Raw genomic sequence first — 17,670 nt, 5'->3', positions numbered from 1 at the left:
AAGTTCATGCGCAAATCAAGTAGCAAGAATGTAAATCATACGCCTGAGATGGCAAAAACAGTTAAAATAGAGCTCATACTATTCTTGTTTCCAGATTGTTTTCGTGATCGTCACTTTCCCTGGCAGTAAATATGAATTGCACCAGCCTTTTCCGCCTGCTGGTGACCAGCCGCAAGCGATTGAAAAATTGACGCAGGGCATTCATGACGGCTTGAAGTTTCAGACCCTGCTGGGAGTCACTGGCTCCGGCAAAACCTACACCATGGCTAACGTGATTGCCCGTACAGGTAAACCAGCGATTGTCATGGCACCCAACAAGACACTGGCCGCACAGCTTTACAGCGAGTTCAGGGAGTTTTTCCCCAATAATGCGGTCGAGTATTTTGTGAGCTACTATGACTACTACCAGCCCGAAGCCTATGTGCCTTCGCGCGACCTGTTTATCGAAAAAGATTCCAGCATTAACGACCATATTGAGCAGATGCGTTTGTCTGCGACCAAAGCCTTGCTGGAACGTGAAGATGCCGTGATCGTGGCAACGGTGTCGGCGATTTATGGTATTGGTGACCCTGGGGAATACCATGGCATGGTCCTGCATATCCATCAGGGTAAAAAGATCTCGCAAAAAGACATTGTGGCGCACCTGATTGCCATGCAATACGACCGCAATGATTTTGACTTTGGCCGCGGTTGCTTCCGCGTGCGTGGCGATATTATTGATGTGTTTCCTTCAGAAAACAGTGAAACCGCCGTGCGTATCAGCCTGTTTGATGATGAAATCGACACGATACAGCTGTTTGATCCGCTCACGGGCCAGGTGTTTAACAAGATTCACAACTTCCGTATTTTTCCTTCCAGCCATTATGTGACTGCGCGAGAAGCCACTGTGCGTGCGATGGAGACGATTAAGGAAGAACTGCGCCAACGCGTGAGTTTTTTCCTGAGTGAAAATAAACTGGTAGAAGCGCAGCGCATAGAGCAGCGTACCCGGTTTGACCTCGAAATGCTCAATGAAATCGGCTTTTGCAAGGGCATTGAAAACTATAGCCGTCATCTGACCGGTCGCAACCCGGGTGATCCACCGCCGACGCTGATTGATTACCTGCCAGAACAGGCGCTGATGATCATTGACGAGAGCCATGTCACAGTCCCGCAAATTGGGGGCATGTATCTGGGTGACCGTTCACGCAAGGCAAACCTGGTGGATTATGGCTGGCGCCTGCCGTCGGCCATGGATAACCGGCCACTTAAGTTTGAAGAGTTTGAGCGCATCATGCGGCAATGCGTTTTTGTCTCTGCCACCCCCGCTAATTATGAAAAAGAGCATCAGCAGCAAGTGGTGGAGATGATTGCGCGCCCCACCGGATTGGTGGATCCTGAAATCACCGTGAAACCGGCTGATACCCAGGTAGATGACTTGCTTGGCGAGATCAAGTTGCGTGTAGAAGTCGGCGAACGCGTGCTGGCGACTACGCTCACCAAGCGTATGGCTGAAGACCTGACGGATTACCTAAGCGAACATGGTGTGAAGGTGCGTTACTTACACAGTGATATCGATACGGTAGAACGCGTTGAAATTATCCGTGATTTGCGCTTGGGCGAATTTGATGTGCTAGTGGGGATTAACCTGCTGCGTGAGGGCCTGGATATCCCAGAAGTCTCGCTGGTGGCTGTGCTGGATGCGGATAAAGAAGGTTTTCTCCGCTCCGAGCGCTCATTGATCCAGACAGCAGGGCGGGCGGCTCGTAACTTGAACGGCAAGGTGATTTTTTATGCCAATAGCATCACGCGCAGCATGAAGCTGGCCATGGATGAAGCGGATCGCAGACGTAAAATTCAGCTGGCGTTTAACGCCGAGCATGGCATCACCCCTAAAGGTGTGACCAAGCGCATCAAGGATATTATTGAAGGCGTTTATGATAAAGACGAAGCACAGCGTGAGCGTAAGGCCGCGCAAGAGCAAGCGACCTATGAAAGCATGAGCGAGAAGGCGCTGACCAAAGAACTCAAGCGCATCGAAAAAGCCATGCACGATGCGGCCAAGAACCTGGAGTTCGAGAAGGCAGCCCAATATCGCGACCAGTTGAAAAAACTTAAGTTACAGGCATTTGGTGCCGAAGTAGAAGATTTGAAATGAGTGTGTTGAATACCTGTATTGGCTCAGTGGCAGCCGTTTGCACAACGCTTGCATTCGTGCCACAAGTAATCCAGTCTTGGCGTACCCGGGATTTAAGCGGAATTTCCTTGCCCATGTACCTCATTTTTACCACAGGTGTGGTGCTTTGGTTTATCTACGGCATTTTGATCCAGGATTGGCCAGTGATTATTGCAAATGCAATCACGGCGATTCTCGCCAGCACAGTTCTTTTATTAAAATTGAAATCTATATTTATAATTTAAGTCAGATGACTATCGAATGATATTTTAGTTATATGACTGCCCGCATATTTTTTATAATTACTTTTAATTTTTAGGATACGACCATGAAAAAAATTACAAAAGCAGTCTTCCCTGTAGCTGGACTTGGTACGCGTTTTTTACCGGCGACCAAAGCCAGTCCCAAGGAAATGCTGCCTGTCGTGGATAAACCGCTGATTCAATACGCCGCTGAAGAAGCCATTGCCGCTGGCGCGACTGAGCTGATTTTTATCACTGGACGTAATAAACGCTCGATTGCCGACCATTTTGATAAGGCCTATGAACTGGAAGCCGAGCTCGAAGCGGCAGGCAAACAAAAGCTGCTGGACATCGTGCACAGCATTTTGCCTAAAGGTGTGAGCTGCGTGTTTATCCGCCAGTCGCAAGCCCTGGGTTTGGGGCATGCGGTGTTATGTGCCAAACCAGTGGTGGGTGATGAGCCCTTTGCCGTGTTGCTGGCGGATGACCTGTTGTGTGGTGATGTCTCCATCACCAAGCAAATGGTTGATGTGTATGATCAACATCAGTGCTCCATTCTGGGGATTGAAACAGTGGCTCCTGAAGAAACGAGCAGCTATGGGGTAGTGGATGCAATTGCAGAAACGGATGACCTGCTTGAAGTTAAGGGCATGGTGGAAAAACCAAAACCGGAAGAGGCGCCTTCTAACCTGGCAGTGGTAGGCCGGTATGTGCTGAGTCCACGTATTTTTGATTGCCTGGAACATGTTAAACCAGGCAAGGGCGGCGAGATTCAACTCACTGACGGTATTTCCGCCCTTATGCAATATGAAAAGGTAAAAGCCTATCGTTACAAAGGTAAGCGTTATGATTGCGGCAGCAAGCTGGGCTTTATGCAGGCAAACGTTGAGCTGGCACTGAAACATCCGGAAATTGCAGATAGCTTTAGAGCTTACCTGAAAACACTCAACGTCTAATCCTTATGTCCGCACCCCAGAACCAGGCGCCATCATTCTGGATGGCGCATTCTGATGTCGTGTTTACAGCATCGGAAGTCAATGCCGCCATCAACCGCATGGCTATCCAATTGCAACAGAACGTGAATGCAGAATCTGTTGTGCTGCTATGCGTCATGCGTGGCGGGCTATATCTGGCTGGGCAGCTGATGAGCCGCTTGTCGTTACCAGCCCGGCTTGATTATTTGCAAGCCAACCGTTACCAGGGAACAGCGGGTCATGAAATTGTCTGGAGCAAACAGCCTGAGCTGGACCTTGCCGGGCAAACAGTGATTGTGCTTGATGATATTCTCGACGAAGGGGTCACATTGGCGGCTGTCGTGCAGTATTGCCGTGAAGCGGGTGCCCTCCAAGTTGTGACGGCTGTACTCACAGAAAAAGATAATGGCCTGCAAAAACCCTTACAGGCGGATGTGGTGGGCCTGATAGTGCCAAACCGCTACGTATTTGGTTGTGGCATGGACGTGTATGGCTGGTGGCGGAACTTGCCAGAAATCCGCGCACTCACCTAGCGCTTCTTACTTTATCAACTGCCATGACTGCTCACAGTGGGGTATCTTAGTCATCATGAGCAGCTATTGCTATGTCTGTCTAAATTTAAGTCTTGCGCGACGGAAAAATACTTTTTTCAATATTGCTGCCCGTGTCCCCGATAGCCAGCTATTTCGGGTAATGCCAAAATCAACTCCATCGACATCTGTAAAACGGCAGCATTCCTACTCAATTCCTGTGTGCTATCAAATAGCGCCTTACAACTAGATGGAATGTTCAGTAGATTTATTACAATTGCTTTGCGCAAAACTGCTACTATCCTAAAACATCAAAAAAACTAAAGGCTGCCAATGAAATTTGTTTTGTACACAAGTGTTCTGAACCAGGAGCATTACGACGTGATGGCTGTCCCCGCTATTGTCAGAACGGCCAGAACAGAGAACAGTATTCATGGCATTACAGGGGTATTGTTATTTGATGGGCTCAATTTCACCCAATACTTTGAAGGGGAGGAAGAAACTGTTGATGTGCTATGGCATAACATTCAGCGCGATAAACGCCACAAAAACATCATTGTGGTACTGACGGGTCATCAGGAAGGCAGGTTATATGATGAATGGGGAATGGGCTACATTGATATAAGTGACAATGAAATTGATATTGAAAGCTGCATCTCCGCCGCTGATTTTTCAGTCGATACCTTTAAGCAAACGATCAGCCGACTGGATGTTGAGTAATTGACTACTCTCCATGTACATTGTGTTTAAACAGAAGCTTAATCCAAGATTTAACTACTTTTTGATGTCTGGCGGAGAAGGGGGGATTCGAACCCCCGATACGCTCTCACGTATGCCTGATTTCGAGTCAGGTACATTCAACCAGCTCTGCCACTTCTCCTGATGCTGTCTTGCGCCGGTAAACACAAGCTTCGGCAAGGGCGCTAGTCTACACTGTGGCCCCTATGCCATTCAACAAAAATCTATCTCGATTGGCGTGATTACAGTGGTAGCCTGATTTCAACCACCAGGCCTGTAGCGGGCAGTGGCTTGTTGCTTAATGATAGCTTGCCGCCATGCTTTTCAACAATCATCCGCGCAATTGAAAGACCCAGCCCGGTGCCGCCTGTCTGACGCGAGCGCGAGTCTTCTACCCTGCGGAACGGTTCCAGTACGTTGCTAAGTTCCTGCTCAGGGATGCCAGGGCCATCGTCGGAAATGATGCAAATGACTTGTTTGTCCTCAGCGTAGAGAGAGAGAGCTTTGGTGTTTTCGCATACGCGGTGGCGTTATTCAGTAAATTGGTCAGGCAACGAGTGAGCAAGTGTGCAGAACCCCATATCGTGATTGATTGCGTGGATAATTGGCTCTCGATAGTAACCCCAGCTTCTTCAAAATCATCACATACAGCCGTGGCCAGCGCTGTCAGGTCAATTTTGCTTTTATGGATGTTCTCGCCACATAACCTGGCAAAGTCCAGGCCCTCACGGACCATTTCCTGTGTGGCAGTCAGGTCTTTGATCAGGCCTTGCTTGAGTTCCTGGTCTTTGACTTTTTCCAGCCTTAGCCGTAAACGGGTGAGGGGGGGTTGCAGGTCGTGCGCAATCGCACCGAGAATAAAACCTCGCTCCTGGATATGCTTGAGGATGCTGCGTTGCATTTCGTTAAAGGCTTTAGCAGCATGGCGTACTTCGGTTGAGCCTTCGTTTTCTGCTAAAGGCGGATGCTCAATGTTATGTGCCAGTTGCAGCGCCGCATTTGCCAGTTTGCGCAAGGGCTGGGTCGCAACATAAGCCACCGCCCAGATAATGCTGATCAGCCCAAGCAATGCGAGCAAGATAGCCATTGGGTTGCGTTCGTGTGGCGGTCCGCCTGGCGGACGATGGCTGCCATAATGCACTTCAATCAATATGGGCGTGCTGTCTTCTAAATGCGTATAGATTGCCAGGCACTGACCGTGCGGGCGTGGAGGCGGCGGGCTGCCAAACGCAGAAGGGGGTGGCGGTGGCGGACCTCTGCGTGGTGCGCAATGGCTGGGTTTCGACAGGCTGATCAAATCTGCGACTTCTGGCACCAACAGGTTGTTGAGGTTGGCGAGTTCCGCTGGCAGCACAGGCGCATTTTGTGGTGGTTGTACGCCGATGGTGACATGACTGCCCATGCGCTTGAATACGTCTTGTATCTCGGCACGTTTTTCGGGGACGGTCGCTTCCAGGATGCGGATCATGCTTTCAATTCGGTCAAAGGCAAACTGGTCGCGCATGCGTGTCTCGTTTTCGCGGAAGTCGCGTTGTCCCAACATGCTGACCACGGTAGCTGTCAGCAGGATACCGATGATAGCAATGAGGAAGATGCGGACCGACATTGCGCCCAATAATTTTTTAATCATGGATTGCTCTTATTTAAGGTAGCGGACATCAGCGGTGAGTAAATAACCTTCATTACGCAATGTTTTGATCATGGATGGATTCTTACTATCCACTTCAAGTTTCTGTCTTAACCTACTGATCTGTAAGTCTATTGATCTGTCAAATGGTCCGGCTTCACGTCCATGCATTTCTTCCATAAGTTGATCACGGCTCAAGGTGCGGTTGGCATGTAACAACATGTAGCGCAGGAATTTAAACTCGGCATTGGAGAGCGGAATGCTGGTATTGCTCTGGTCTATCAAGGTGCGGTTTTGGATATCCAGTTTCCACTCGTTAAACTCAATGACACGCAGAATGCCACTGTCAACCGCGTCATCACTGGCTTTTTTGCCGGCGTGATAGTCTGATTGCATGCGAGAGCGGCGAATCACACTACGGATGCGGGACAAGAGTTCCAGGGGCTCAAAAGGTTTGGCTACGTAGTCATCAGCCCCGGTTTCCAGGCCCATGATGGTATCCAGGGAGCTGGTGCGTGCTGTCAACATGATAATGGGCAGCAGGCGATACTTGGGAGATTCACGCAGCTCTCGGCACAGTTCTATGCCGTTGCGTTGCGGCATATTGATATCGAGAATGATCACGTCTGGTGTTTGTTGCTGCAAGGCCAGCCACATTTGTGCATGATTGGCTGCCTGATGGGTGTTCAGCTGATTGTCCTGCAGAAAATCACACAACAGGTCACGAATCGCATCATCGTCGTCTACTACCAGTACATGTGTCTCGGAATGGCCGTCATTCATAAAAATCTCTGGCTTTAAATTGAGTATTTGAGCACAAAAACCGGCCGTTGTGGCCGGTTGTATTTATCAAACCAACGTGGTTTATTCGTGATGTGGTTTGTCATGACGGGGATGCTGGGGAAATGCATTTTCATCAAAGGCTTTTTTCTGTGCATCGTTCAATTGCGCATAGAAAGTACGAATCGCTTTGGCTCGCTCAGCTTGACGCAAATCACGCTCTTTATCCCAAGCTTCCATTTTGTCCAGGCGTTGTAGGGTATTGAGTTTATTCAGCTCTGCGACGTCAGGATGTTCAGCTTTATCCTGAGGTTTGATTTGTGCCTGATAAGTCTTCCAGGCAGCTTCCTGTGCGTTACTTAATTGCAAAATCGTGTGCAATTTGTCCTGGTGTTTTTCAAAATGCTCTAGGCGGTGTTCCTGCCATTTTGCATGATCAAATTTGCCTTTACCGCAACCCGGGCCATGCTCAGCAAAAGCGGTGCCACACACCAATACCAGAAGTCCTGCCAATGCCAGTTTTTTCAGTTTCATGATGTTTCCTTTCAATCATCATTGCAACATTGCAATGGTGACATCAAAACACCCGAATGTATCGGGTGTTTGTCTGATCATACTGGCTGTGTAACGGAATGTATCGCTGATTAGTGAGATTATGCGATGCCTTGGCTGGCGAGGTAGTCCTCGTAATTACCTGTAAAGTCGACAATGCCATCGGCCTTGATTTCAATAATACGCGTGGCGATCGAGCTGACGAATTCACGGTCGTGGCTGACAAAGAACAAGGTCCCTTTGTATTTATCCAACGCGGTGTTTAGCGCTTCGATAGACTCCATATCCATGTGGTTAGTTGGTTCATCCATCAACAATACATTGGTTTTGGCCAACATCAGCTTGCCATACAGCATACGGCCTTTTTCACCACCGGAGAGGACTTTGACGGACTTCTTGGTCGCTTCAGTCGGGAACAGCAAACGGCCCAACATGCTGCGCACAGTGTTGTCATCATCCCCTTGCTGGCGCTGCGCGGTCATCCACTCGAACAGGTCTTCACCTTTTTCAAACTCGTATTCATGGTCTTGCGCAAAATAGCCAAGCTTGGCTTTTTCTGCCCATTTCACTTCGCCATGCTTAGGTTGCAAATCACCAGCTAAGCAGCGCAGGAAGGTTGTTTTACCGATGCCGTTTTCACCAATAATGGCGACTTTTTCCCCGGCTTCGAAAATCATTTCGACATTGTTGAATAGTGGTTTATCAAAACCGTGACCCAGTTTTTTGAGTTCTACGGCATTACGGTGCAGCTTTTCCCTGTCGTCAAATTCAAAGCGGATAAATGGATACTGACGGCTGGAAGGCTTGAATTCTTCAACCTTGATTTTTTCGATCTGCTTGGCACGGCTGGTGGCCTGTTTTGCTTTAGACGCGTTGGCAGAGAAACGGCGTACAAAGTCCTGCAAGTCGGCAATCTGTTGCTTGGCCTTGGCGTTATCCTTGGCTTGCTGGTTACGGGCTGCAATGCTCGCTTCCATATAGTCGTCATAGTTGCCAGGGTAGGAAGTAATTTTGCCGTAATCCATGTCGCAGGTATGCGTACAGACCTGATTCAGGAAGTGGCGGTCATGCGAAATGATGACCATGGTGCAGTCACGATTATTGACTACGTCTTCCAGCCAGCGGATGGTATTGATGTCGAGGTTGTTGGTTGGTTCATCCAGCAATAACACGTCTGGATTGGCAAATAAGGCCTGCACCAGCAATACGCGCAGCTTCCAGCCAGGCGCTACAGCGCTCATGAGACCGTTATGCTGCTCAATAGGAATGCCGACGCCCAGTAACAGCTCGCCTGCACGCGCTTCAGCTGTATAGCCGTCATACTCGGCAAACACGCCTTCAAGCTCTGCTGCACGCATGTAGTCATCTTCAGTGGCTTCGAGGTTGGCATAAATAGCGTCACGCTCTTTCATCGCATTCCACATTTGCTCGTGACCCATCATTACCACATCCAGCACACGCTGGTCTTCGTAAGCAAACTGGTCCTGTTTCAGGAAGGCCATACGCTCGTTAGGGTCCAGGCTGACGTTGCCGCTAGTAGGCTCGAGTACGCCTGCCAGTATCTTCATAAATGTGGATTTGCCACAGCCGTTGGCACCAATCAAGCCATAACGATTACCGTCACCAAACTTGACAGACACGTTTTCAAACAGGGGCTTAGAGCCAAACTGCATGGTGATATTGTTTGCAATTAACATGAACAACCTTCTTAAAAGTTTTGCTGCGCATTAACGCAGGGAAAATATTTCTTAGTAAGCCTGCAAAAGGCCATCATTCATAAGCGGCGATGATTAAAATGTGTTGTAAATCACGACTTCATTCATGGGTAACTGGCCACCGCGAGGTTTGGCTTCTTCCAGGGCTTTGCCCACTACCACAAACATCACTGGTACATGGTCTGCAGGCAGGTTGATGAGTTTTGCCACTGCATCAAAATCAAAACCATCCATAGGGCAAGTGTCGTAGCCCATTTCCTTGGCAGCCAGCATAAGGGCCATAGCCGCCATACCGCATGAACGCATACCCTCGTCGCGCTCAGCTTGTGGGTGATCGGTATAGTAGTCATGTATCGCCTTGACCAGGTAGTCACTTACCTGTTGCGGGGCATTGACCCAATAACGCGCCGGATCTTTTTCCCATGCTTTTAAGTCTGCTGTCAGGATAATCAACAGCGAAGCATCTGTGACTTGTGCCTGGTTCCAGCTGACTGCACGAATCTGGTGACGTAACACCGGATCAGTCACGACCACAAAACGCCAGTGCTGAATGTTGAAAGCGGTGGGTGATAGCATCGCCAATGACAACAGTTGCTGTATTTCAGCTTCTGTCATGCGATGACTGGGATCGTACGCTTTGATCGAACGGCGTTCCTGTATGGCTTGTGATACGTTCATGATGCCTTTAATTCAATATTCAATGGTTAAAATGTCCAGCTGCATTGCCCCAGCCGGTCGTTGCCATAGTGTGCTGTCGCCAACTTTACGGCCTAGCAATGCTTTAGCCAGTGGGGAGACATAACTGACTTTATGTTGCGCGATGTCGGCTTCATCTTCCCCGACAATTTTGAACGACTGTTGTTCGCCTTCTTCGTCCTCGACAGTGACTGTCGCGCCAAAGAGCACGGTATGACGCGGTTGCTGCGAGGGGTCCACCAACTGGGCCGACTCCAGCCTGGCAATCAGGTAACGCAAGTCGCGGTCTATCTCAGCCAGCTTTTGCTGCGCGTTAGGGTCTTCCTTGCGCGCGGTAAATTCGTGACGCTGCGTTTCCAGTGTCTTGACAGATTGTTGTAATTGTTGCAAGCCGTCAGGCGTCACATAGTTTGCATGCGGGCTGATTGGGCGTTCAGGCAGGTCTGTTCCTGCCAGCTCCAGATCATCCTCTTTTACAAATCCGCGACTCATGTTGTGTTTAATTTCGCCTAAAAATAGGTCAGGCCCAAGGCTGCGCGGACCTCACTCATGGTTTGTGCAGCGACTTCGCGGGCTTGCTCTGTACCTTCACGCAGCAATTGCAGGATATAGCCTTTGTCATCAGCCAGTTCGGCTCTACGTGTGCGGATAGGTTCCAGCATTTCCTGCAATACCGCTTCCAGGCGTTTTTTGACAATGCTGTCTGCCAGACCACCGCGGGTGTAGTGTGCTTTCAGTTCGGCCACAGCGTCTTTATCCGTATCAAATGCGTCCAGGTAGGTAAATGCGATATTGCCTTCGACATGGCCAGGATCCTCAATCTTGAGGTGCAACGGGTCGGTATAGACGCGTTTTACCGCCTTGGTCACTTCATCCGCTGTCGCACCGAGATTTATCACGTTACCCAGAGACTTACTCATTTTGGCTTTGCCATCAATGCCTGGCAGACGGCCTAATTCTGGCACCAGGGCCTTGGTTTCGACCAGGATCTCCTGTTTGGTGCTCGCATTTTTATAGGTGCGATTGAAGCGGCGTACAATCTCGTTGGTTTGCTCAATCATCGGAATCTGGTCTTCGCCAACCGGCACCAGTGTCGCTTTAAACGCAGTAATGTCCGCCGCCTGGCTCACAGGATAAGTGAGGAAACCAGCGGGAATATCGCGCTCAAAATCACGCAGGCGGATTTCTTCCTTGACGGTCGGGTTGCGTTCCAGGCGCGCCACGGTCACCAGGTTCAGGTAGTAAAACGCCAGTTCAGTCAGCTCAGGTACTTGTGACTGGATGAAAATTGTCGACAGTTTAGGGTCTATGCCCACCGCCAGGTAATCCAGCGCCACTTCCACCACGTTCCGGTGCACTTTATCAATATCATCCATGTTATCGGTCAGTGCTTGTGCATCGGCCAGCATCACATATTGCTTGTATTCATGCTGGTATTTGACACGGTTGCGCAAACTGCCGACAAAATGCCCAAGATGTAACGGGCCAGTTGGGCGATCGCCGGTGAGGATAATGGATTTTGTGCTCATCGTCTTGTTCTCTTAATTAAATGAGATTGCTAAATGAATTAAAGTTATTCCCACTCAATGGTAGCCGGAGGTTTGCCGGAAATGTCATACACAACCCGGTTGATGCCGCGTACTTCGTTAATAATGCGGTTGGAGACTTTGCCCAGCAGGCTGTAAGGTAATTCTGCCCAGTGAGCGGTCATAAAATCGCTGGTCACGACCGCGCGCAACGCAACCACATAGTCATAGGTACGGCCATCGCCCATCACGCCCACTGATTTCACTGGCAGGAATACGGTAAAAGCCTGACTGGTCAGGTCATACCAGGTTTTACCGGTGGCTGCGTCTACCGTATTACGTAACTCTTCAATAAAGATGGCATCGGCGCGTTGCAGCAATAAGGCATATTCGCGTTTGACTTCGCCGAGGATGCGCACGCCCAGGCCTGGACCGGGGAAGGGGTGACGGTAAACCATCTCGCGCGGCAAACCTAACGCGACGCCAAGCTCGCGTACTTCGTCCTTGAACAGGTCACGCAGCGGCTCGAGCAGCTTCAGACCTAACTGCTCAGGCAGGCCGCCAACGTTGTGGTGGCTCTTGATGGTGACGGCTTTTTTAGACTTGGCACCGCCGGATTCAATCACATCAGGATAAATGGTACCTTGGGCGAGGAAAGTAGCGCCTTTGTGACCTGCGCCACTGGCTTTGAGTTTAGCGGCTTCGGCTTTAAATACTTCAACAAATTCGGCACCGATAATCTTGCGTTTGGCTTCCGGGTCGCTCACTCCCGCCAGTTTACCCATAAACTGTTCTGTGGCATCCACACGGATCACGTTGGCATGTAAGCGGCCGGCGAACATGTCCATGACCATGTCGCCTTCATTGAGGCGCAACAGGCCGTGGTCAACAAACACACAGGTGAGCTGGTCACCAATGGCACGGTGAATCAAAGCGGCAGCCACAGATGAATCCACACCACCAGACAAGCCCAAAATCACTTCTTCGTCGCCAACTTGAGCCTTGATCTTTGCCACGGCTTCGGTGATATAGTCACCCATGATCCAGTCCGCTTTTGCGCCGCAAATTTCCAGTACAAAGCGTTCCAACATGGCCTGGCCTTGTTTAGTATGTGTCACTTCCGGGTGGAACTGTACAGCATAAAAACGGCGATCTTCATCAGCCATTGCCGCAATAGGCGTAGTCTCATTGCTGGCAATCACTTTAAAACCTTGTGGCAACTCGGTGACTTTATCGCCGTGACTCATCCATACATCAATCAGGCCGTGACCTTCAGCATTAGTCGCATCTTGGATATCTCGGAACAGGGCAGAGTGGCCCCGTGCGCGTACCTGGGCATAGCCGAATTCACGTTTGTGACCAGCTTCCACCTTGCCGCCCAGTTGCTGCGCCATGGTTTGCATGCCATAGCAGATGCCTAAGACCGGTACACCAAGTTCAAATACTGCTTGTGGTGCTTTGTCTGTTTCTTCTTCATAAACGCTGGCATGACTGCCGCTTAATACGATGCCATCGGCACCAAAGTTACGTACAAATTCATCTGAAACATCACAAGGATGAATTTCGCAATACACATGCGCTTCGCGCACACGGCGTGCAATCAGTTGGGTGACCTGGGAGCCGAAATCTAGAATCAGGATTTTTGAATGAGACATTTGTTTAGCCACAGAGTGCACAGAGGACACAGAGTCTTAGAGAAGGCTTTTCTCTGTGATCTCGGTGTCCTCTGTGGCTTGGATTAAAATAGATTAAGTTGCGTTTTTCAATACGTGTTAATCAATACGGTAATTCGGTGCTTCTTTGGTAATCTGCACATCATGCACATGAGACTCACGCATGCCAGCACTGGTGATCTGTACAAATTCAGCCTTGTTACGCATCTCTTCAATGGTAGAGCAGCCAACATAACCCATAGAGGCACGCAGGCCACCCATTAACTGGTGAATCACAGCCACGACACTGCCTTTGTAAGGCACGCGGCCTTCAATGCCTTCTGGCACCAGTTTGTCAGCATTGGCGGTATTGTCCTGGAAGTACCGGTCAGAAGAGCCTTTTTGCATGGCGCCAATCGAGCCCATGCCGCGGTAAGACTTATAAGAGCGGCCCTGATACAGTTCAACCTCGCCAGGCGCTTCTTCGGTCCCGGCAAACATGCCGCCAAGCATCACATTATAGGCGCCGGCAGCAATGGCTTTGGAAATGTCGCCTGAGAAGCGGATGCCACCGTCGGCGATAAAGGGTATGCCAGATTTTTCCAGCGCTTTTGCCACATTGCTGATGGCAGTAATTTGCGGTACGCCAACGCCAGCCACAATCCGGGTAGTACAGATAGAGCCAGGGCCAATACCCACCTTAACGCAGTCAGCCCCATGGTCAACCAGCGCGAGTGCAGCTTCAGCCGTAGCGATATTGCCACCAATCACCTGCAGTTTAGGATAACGGGTTTTAGCCCATTTAACGCGGTCAAGCACGCCTTGGGAGTGTCCGTGTGCGGTGTCAACGACAATTGCATCCACGCCCGCTTCAACCAGGGCGGCAATGCGTTCATCGGTACCATCACCCACACCCACGGCAGCACCTACGCGCAAGCGGCCTTTTTCATCTTTACAGGCCAAAGGGTGGTCTGATGATTTCTGTATATCTTTAACGGTAATCAGGCCTTTGAGTTCGTAGTTTTCGCCAACCACCAGCAAACGTTCCAAACGGTGTTTATGCAGCAAGCCCATGATTTCTTCGCGGCTGGCACCTTCGCGCACGGTGACCAAGCGGTCTTGCGGCGTCATCACATTGCTAACTGCTTGATCCAGGTTGGTTTCAAAGCGCAGGTCACGGTTAGTGACGATGCCAACGACTTTGCCATCTTGCAAAACAGGCAGGCCAGAGATTTTTTGTTGTTTGGTGATGTCCATCACTTCACGCACGCTCATGGCAGGGTGGATAGTGACAGGGTCAATGACGACGCCAGACTCAAAACGTTTTACGCGCGAAACGCGGGATGCCTGCATCTCTACCGACATGTTTTTATGAATAATGCCCATGCCGCCCAATTGCGCCAGTGCAATGGCCATGCGTGCTTCGGTGACGGTGTCCATCGCCGCAGATAACAGTGGAATATTTAAAGTGATGCTTTTTGTCAGCTTGGTACTGAGGTTGACCTCACGAGGCATCACATTCGAATGGGCGGGAACGAGTAAAACGTCATCAAAGGTAAGAGCTTGTTGCAACAAACGCATGTGAATTCCTTATCTCCAAAATATAATTATACCGATTTCACTTTGCCTTGACAAAGCGTTTTGCATTTTTTGCTAGGGATGTGAAGATGTTTGGCATGGTTTATGCATGGATGTTTTCGTAAGTGCGGATGGAAAAGATTGATGAAAATGACTTTAAAGCTGCTGTTGGCGTTGGCACTGTGTTGCATTCAGTCAGCAGGGGCTGAAATTTATAAATGGCGTGATGAAAAAGGCGTCATGAATTATTCGGATGTGCCCCCCAAAAACACGGGGACAGGTACGCAAAAAATCAAGGCAGCCACTGTGCCCAATGATATTCCGTTGACACGCTCCGATGCATATCAGCATGAGGACACCGTACCCGCCAACAAGAAGCCTGTGGAAAATCGTGAAGCAGTCACTCCCTCCCCGGAAGCCGAGGCTTTGAAAGCGATGCAGGAACGCCAGAAAGCCCAAAATTGTGCTGCTGCGCGTAGTAATTACCGCAATTATGCGGTAGGTGGCCGTATGCAAAATGTCAATGAAGAAGGGCAGAGGGAATTTTTAACTGATGACCAGATCAGGGAGGGGTTGGCGCGGGCGCAGCAGGAGATTGACGAAAATTGTCCACCTGAGTAACCCAAACGCGTCAATCACTTTAATTGTTTTGTTTTAAGTTTCCCATTTTTGGCAGCAATGCGCTGCCGTCTGGCTTCCTTGGGATTTGCTCGCAGTGGCCGATAAATCTCCACACGATCCATTGCCTGCAAAAGCCTATCGGCTGAGACTTTCGTGCCAAAGATTCCCAAAGTGATTGTTGCTAAGGAAATTTCCTGATGTTTTTCCAGAATCCCTGATTGCAAGATCGCTTGCAGGGCGGTCGTCCCTTGCGCGACCTGCAATGTGATAAGGCTTTGCACATGGGGTAGGGCGTAGGCAACTTCCACTGTGATGGTGTCAGGCTTGACTGGCTGCATGTGCTTATTTCAAGAGCAGTTTGTCGGCCTGCTTCACAAAGCTATCGACAAAGGTGTTGGCGATATGGCTGAATACCGGCGAAATGATGCGTTCTACCAGGCTGTTGGCAAACACATATTCCAGTTTGAACTCAATTTTGCAGGCGTCCTCCCGCAAAGCGGTGAAGTGCCAGTGACCGGTCAGTTGCTTGAAAGGCCCATCTACCAGCGTAATGTCCATACGGTTGGGAAACTGTTTGTGATTGCGCGTCGTAAAATGTTGTTGCAACCCGTGGTAGCGTATGTGGATGGTGGCCTGTGTGATTTCCTCCGTGCGTTCAATCAGCTCACTGCCGCCGCACCACGGCAAAAAACTTGGGTAATCTTCCACCGCGTCTACCAGTTGAAACATGGTTGCGCAGGAATGCATCACTAAAACGGTTTTTTCTACTTGTGCCATGGAGAATCAATCGTACCGGAATGAAGCGGGGTTTTGGGTTAAAATGCTATTTTAAGTGATTTAAGCTTGCACACCAGCGTTATGACCATCGCGCAAAATAAAAAAGCGTTTTTTGACTACTTTATCGAAGAAAAATACGAGGCCGGTATTGTGCTCGAGGGATGGGAAGTCAAAGCCATTCGCGACAACCGCATTAACTTGAAAGAGGCCTATGTGGTCATCATGCGCGGCGAAATTTACCTGATAGGCTGTCACATCACGCCACTAGGTTCGGCGTCTACCCATGTCCGCCCTGATGCGATTCGTACGCGTAAATTGTTGCTGCACAATGAAGAAATTGCCAAGCTGATTGGTAAAGTTGAGCGCTCCGGCTATACAATCGTGCCGCTAGATATGCATTTTACGCGTGGCCGTATCAAGGTGCAGATTGGCCTGGCCAAAGGCAAAAAACAGCATGATAAGCGTGATGTTGAGCGCGAAAAAGACTGGAAGCGCGAGCAAAGCCAGTTGCTCAAAAACAAGGCGCGCGAGCGATAAAAGGCCTTTTAGGCCATCAACTGCGCTAGCACTGCCGGGATATATTCCGGAATATCCTCCGCAATCAGTCCAATCCCGAACATTCTCGCTGCTTCACTATGTATCCAACAGCCAGTTGCGGCGGCCTCCAGCGCTGGCATGCCTTGCGCCAGCAGGCCGGTAATGATGCCGGCCAATACATCTCCTGCCCCAGCAGTTGCCAATGTGGCAGGCGCGTGTTCATTGACAATCACACGGCCATTGGGCGAGGCAATTACCGTTTGTGCGCCTTTTAGTAACACGACTGCGCCCGTTTGTGCTGCTGCCCATAAGGTATGCTGAATACGCTCATGGAGTTGGCTGCCAGGGGAGGTGCCAAACATGCGTTCAAATTCGCCGTCGTGCGGCGTCAGGATGCAGGGCGCTACTATTGAAGTCTTCAGAAGCGTGGCCTGTTTTGCAAATACGGTCAACGCATCTGCATCAATCACGACAGGATTTTCTGTGCGTAACATCGCGATTGTGCTGTGCTGAGTTTCTTCGGTTACACCTGCACCCGGACCAATTAAAAAAGCGCCCACCCTTTTATCAGTGATCAGCGCGTCTAATTGCGCTGCTGTTGAATATGGCTTGGCCATGATGCTCAGTAGATGGCTGGCATAAATCGCTAAGGCGATCTCGGGGACGGCAATCGCAGTCATGCCTGCCCCGGTCCTCGCGGCTGCAAATGCAGCTAGTCTTGCTGCGCCTGTTGTTGGGTAGCCGCCGTATATCAATACGTAACCGCGGCTATACTTATGGCTGGTTGCGTCGGGTTTTGGTAGCAGTGATTGCCATAGTGAAGGGGCATTGGATTCATAAGTAATCATGCCTGAATTGTATGCTTGGCAGGCTGGATTGGCGAGTCTTCCACAGAAATTCTCCATTGCGTTCATTGTGGGCGAGGGGGCTTTACGGTAAAATGTTCTCCCGTCTGTAACAATCTCAAAGT

Annotated in this window: 20 protein-coding genes and 1 tRNA gene; 7 read left to right on the top strand and 14 right to left on the bottom strand. The window is 49.9% G+C overall.

The genetic code is table 11. The features are described 5' to 3' along the window. The first annotated feature begins 103 nt into the window (after positions 1–103). The 5 genes from uvrB to F463_RS14030 all read left to right on the top strand — a co-directional run bounded on the left by uvrB (position 104) and on the right by F463_RS14030 (position 4,621). Entirely contained in the window at positions 104–2,137 is a 2,034-nt protein-coding gene (gene uvrB, locus F463_RS0102715) for an excinuclease ABC subunit UvrB (RefSeq protein WP_018985513.1), read from the top strand. Next, positions 2,134–2,400 carry a SemiSWEET transporter gene (locus F463_RS0102710; protein ID WP_018985512.1) on the top strand — a complete coding sequence of 89 codons (267 nt, stop codon included), beginning with the start codon at positions 2,134–2,136 and terminating at the stop codon, positions 2,398–2,400. Before uvrB ends, F463_RS0102710 begins: the two co-directional genes overlap by 4 nt. Before the next feature lie 83 nt (positions 2,401–2,483). Further along, positions 2,484–3,353 carry a UTP--glucose-1-phosphate uridylyltransferase GalU gene (galU, locus tag F463_RS0102705; RefSeq protein WP_018985511.1) on the top strand — a complete coding sequence of 290 codons (870 nt, stop codon included), beginning with the start codon at positions 2,484–2,486 and terminating at the stop codon, positions 3,351–3,353. Between the two features lie 5 nt (positions 3,354–3,358). Beyond that, positions 3,359–3,904, top strand: a complete 546-nt coding sequence (locus F463_RS0102700; RefSeq protein WP_026295241.1) for a hypoxanthine-guanine phosphoribosyltransferase — start codon at positions 3,359–3,361, stop codon at positions 3,902–3,904. Positions 3,905–4,246: 342 nt separating this feature from the next. Then, positions 4,247–4,621 carry a BLUF domain-containing protein gene (locus F463_RS14030; protein WP_169623154.1) on the top strand — a complete coding sequence of 125 codons (375 nt, stop codon included), beginning with the start codon at positions 4,247–4,249 and terminating at the stop codon, positions 4,619–4,621. Between the two features lie 69 nt (positions 4,622–4,690). Here the strand turns inward: F463_RS14030 and F463_RS0102690 are convergent. The 11 genes from F463_RS0102690 to guaB form a co-directional block, all read right to left on the bottom strand. Next, positions 4,691–4,781, bottom strand: a tRNA-Ser gene (locus F463_RS0102690). A gap of 100 nt (positions 4,782–4,881) precedes the next feature. Continuing rightward, complete coding sequence (locus tag F463_RS15090) at positions 4,882–5,079, bottom strand: ATP-binding protein (protein WP_245545145.1); 198 nt, start codon at positions 5,077–5,079, stop codon at positions 4,882–4,884. Beyond that, positions 5,031–6,269 carry a HAMP domain-containing protein gene (locus F463_RS14460; RefSeq protein WP_245545110.1) on the bottom strand — a complete coding sequence of 413 codons (1,239 nt, stop codon included), beginning with the start codon at positions 6,267–6,269 and terminating at the stop codon, positions 5,031–5,033. The genes F463_RS15090 and F463_RS14460 overlap by 49 nt, the downstream gene beginning before the upstream one ends. A gap of 9 nt (positions 6,270–6,278) precedes the next feature. Beyond that, complete coding sequence (locus F463_RS0102680) at positions 6,279–7,049, bottom strand: response regulator (protein ID WP_018985507.1); 771 nt, start codon at positions 7,047–7,049, stop codon at positions 6,279–6,281. An 81-nt stretch (positions 7,050–7,130) separates the two neighbouring features. Next, complete coding sequence (locus tag F463_RS0102675) at positions 7,131–7,580, bottom strand: Spy/CpxP family protein refolding chaperone (RefSeq protein WP_018985506.1); 450 nt, start codon at positions 7,578–7,580, stop codon at positions 7,131–7,133. A 119-nt stretch (positions 7,581–7,699) separates the two neighbouring features. Beyond that, the gene (locus F463_RS0102670; RefSeq protein WP_018985505.1) at positions 7,700–9,295 is read right to left on the bottom strand and encodes an ABC-F family ATPase; all 1,596 of its coding nucleotides are present in this window, start codon (positions 9,293–9,295) and stop codon (positions 7,700–7,702) included. Positions 9,296–9,388: 93 nt separating this feature from the next. Further along, positions 9,389–9,991: a nitroreductase family protein gene (locus F463_RS0102665; RefSeq protein WP_018985504.1), complete on the bottom strand. Its 603-nt coding sequence runs from the start codon at positions 9,989–9,991 to the stop codon at positions 9,389–9,391. A gap of 12 nt (positions 9,992–10,003) precedes the next feature. Next, positions 10,004–10,501, bottom strand: a complete 498-nt coding sequence (locus F463_RS0102660) for a GreA/GreB family elongation factor (RefSeq protein ID WP_018985503.1) — start codon at positions 10,499–10,501, stop codon at positions 10,004–10,006. 17 nt (positions 10,502–10,518) lie between these two features. Then, positions 10,519–11,538, bottom strand: a complete 1,020-nt coding sequence (gene trpS, locus F463_RS0102655) for a tryptophan--tRNA ligase (RefSeq protein ID WP_018985502.1) — start codon at positions 11,536–11,538, stop codon at positions 10,519–10,521. Positions 11,539–11,582: 44 nt separating this feature from the next. Next, complete coding sequence (gene guaA, locus F463_RS0102650) at positions 11,583–13,190, bottom strand: glutamine-hydrolyzing GMP synthase (protein ID WP_018985501.1); 1,608 nt, start codon at positions 13,188–13,190, stop codon at positions 11,583–11,585. A 117-nt stretch (positions 13,191–13,307) separates the two neighbouring features. Beyond that, positions 13,308–14,768: an IMP dehydrogenase gene (gene guaB / locus F463_RS0102645; protein WP_018985500.1), complete on the bottom strand. Its 1,461-nt coding sequence runs from the start codon at positions 14,766–14,768 to the stop codon at positions 13,308–13,310. 141 nt (positions 14,769–14,909) lie between these two features. Here guaB and F463_RS0102640 point away from each other — a divergent pair, with 141 nt between their 5' ends. Next, positions 14,910–15,386, top strand: a complete 477-nt coding sequence (locus tag F463_RS0102640) for a DUF4124 domain-containing protein (RefSeq protein WP_018985499.1) — start codon at positions 14,910–14,912, stop codon at positions 15,384–15,386. Between the two features lie 14 nt (positions 15,387–15,400). On the opposite strand, the gene F463_RS0102635 is transcribed toward F463_RS0102640, so the two are convergent. Both F463_RS0102635 and F463_RS0102630 read right to left on the bottom strand, forming a co-directional pair. Then, positions 15,401–15,724, bottom strand: a complete 324-nt coding sequence (locus tag F463_RS0102635; RefSeq protein ID WP_018985498.1) for an RnfH family protein — start codon at positions 15,722–15,724, stop codon at positions 15,401–15,403. 4 nt (positions 15,725–15,728) lie between these two features. After that, complete coding sequence (locus F463_RS0102630) at positions 15,729–16,163, bottom strand: type II toxin-antitoxin system RatA family toxin (RefSeq protein WP_018985497.1); 435 nt, start codon at positions 16,161–16,163, stop codon at positions 15,729–15,731. A gap of 81 nt (positions 16,164–16,244) precedes the next feature. On the opposite strand from F463_RS0102630, the gene smpB reads away from it, so the two are divergent. After that, the gene (smpB, locus tag F463_RS0102625; RefSeq protein ID WP_018985496.1) at positions 16,245–16,700 is read left to right on the top strand and encodes an SsrA-binding protein SmpB; all 456 of its coding nucleotides are present in this window, start codon (positions 16,245–16,247) and stop codon (positions 16,698–16,700) included. An 8-nt stretch (positions 16,701–16,708) separates the two neighbouring features. Here the strand turns inward: smpB and F463_RS0102620 are convergent, their stop codons facing one another. Then, positions 16,709–17,548, bottom strand: coding sequence for an NAD(P)H-hydrate dehydratase (locus F463_RS0102620; RefSeq protein WP_026295240.1), 840 nt, complete (start codon positions 17,546–17,548; stop codon positions 16,709–16,711). Positions 17,549–17,670 lie beyond the last annotated feature (122 nt).

The organism is Methylophilus methylotrophus DSM 46235 = ATCC 53528 (genome assembly GCF_000378225.1).
In the GTDB taxonomy this organism is placed as follows: Bacteria; Pseudomonadota; Gammaproteobacteria; order Burkholderiales; family Methylophilaceae; genus Methylophilus; species Methylophilus methylotrophus.
The sequence above is the reverse complement of the archived record's forward strand: the minus strand, read 5'-3'. Positions and strand labels throughout refer to the sequence as shown.

Bases quoted from the DNA above. Each gene is read 5' to 3' on its own strand.
- smpB (WP_018985496.1), top strand. From the start codon at position 16,245: ATGACCATCGCGCAAAATAAAAAAGCGTTTTTTGACTACTTTATCGAA.
- F463_RS0102640 (WP_018985499.1), top strand. From the start codon at position 14,910: ATGAAAATGACTTTAAAGCTGCTGTTGGCGTTGGCACTGTGTTGCATT.
- F463_RS0102710 (WP_018985512.1), top strand. From the start codon at position 2,134: ATGAGTGTGTTGAATACCTGTATTGGCTCAGTGGCAGCCGTTTGCACA.
- F463_RS0102635 (WP_018985498.1), bottom strand. From the start codon at position 15,724: ATGCAGCCAGTCAAGCCTGACACCATCACAGTGGAAGTTGCCTACGCC.
- guaA (WP_018985501.1), bottom strand. From the start codon at position 13,190: ATGTCTCATTCAAAAATCCTGATTCTAGATTTCGGCTCCCAGGTCACC.
- F463_RS0102665 (WP_018985504.1), bottom strand. From the start codon at position 9,991: ATGAACGTATCACAAGCCATACAGGAACGCCGTTCGATCAAAGCGTAC.
- F463_RS0102660 (WP_018985503.1), bottom strand. From the start codon at position 10,501: ATGAGTCGCGGATTTGTAAAAGAGGATGATCTGGAGCTGGCAGGAACA.
- F463_RS0102680 (WP_018985507.1), bottom strand. From the start codon at position 7,049: ATGAATGACGGCCATTCCGAGACACATGTACTGGTAGTAGACGACGAT.
- guaB (WP_018985500.1), bottom strand. From the start codon at position 14,768: ATGCGTTTGTTGCAACAAGCTCTTACCTTTGATGACGTTTTACTCGTT.
- F463_RS0102620 (WP_026295240.1), bottom strand. From the start codon at position 17,548: ATGATTACTTATGAATCCAATGCCCCTTCACTATGGCAATCACTGCTA.
- F463_RS14460 (WP_245545110.1), bottom strand. From the start codon at position 6,269: ATGATTAAAAAATTATTGGGCGCAATGTCGGTCCGCATCTTCCTCATT.
- galU (WP_018985511.1), top strand. From the start codon at position 2,484: ATGAAAAAAATTACAAAAGCAGTCTTCCCTGTAGCTGGACTTGGTACG.
- F463_RS0102670 (WP_018985505.1), bottom strand. From the start codon at position 9,295: ATGTTAATTGCAAACAATATCACCATGCAGTTTGGCTCTAAGCCCCTG.
- F463_RS0102630 (WP_018985497.1), bottom strand. From the start codon at position 16,163: ATGGCACAAGTAGAAAAAACCGTTTTAGTGATGCATTCCTGCGCAACC.
- trpS (WP_018985502.1), bottom strand. From the start codon at position 11,538: ATGAGCACAAAATCCATTATCCTCACCGGCGATCGCCCAACTGGCCCG.
- F463_RS0102700 (WP_026295241.1), top strand. From the start codon at position 3,359: ATGTCCGCACCCCAGAACCAGGCGCCATCATTCTGGATGGCGCATTCT.
- F463_RS0102675 (WP_018985506.1), bottom strand. From the start codon at position 7,580: ATGAAACTGAAAAAACTGGCATTGGCAGGACTTCTGGTATTGGTGTGT.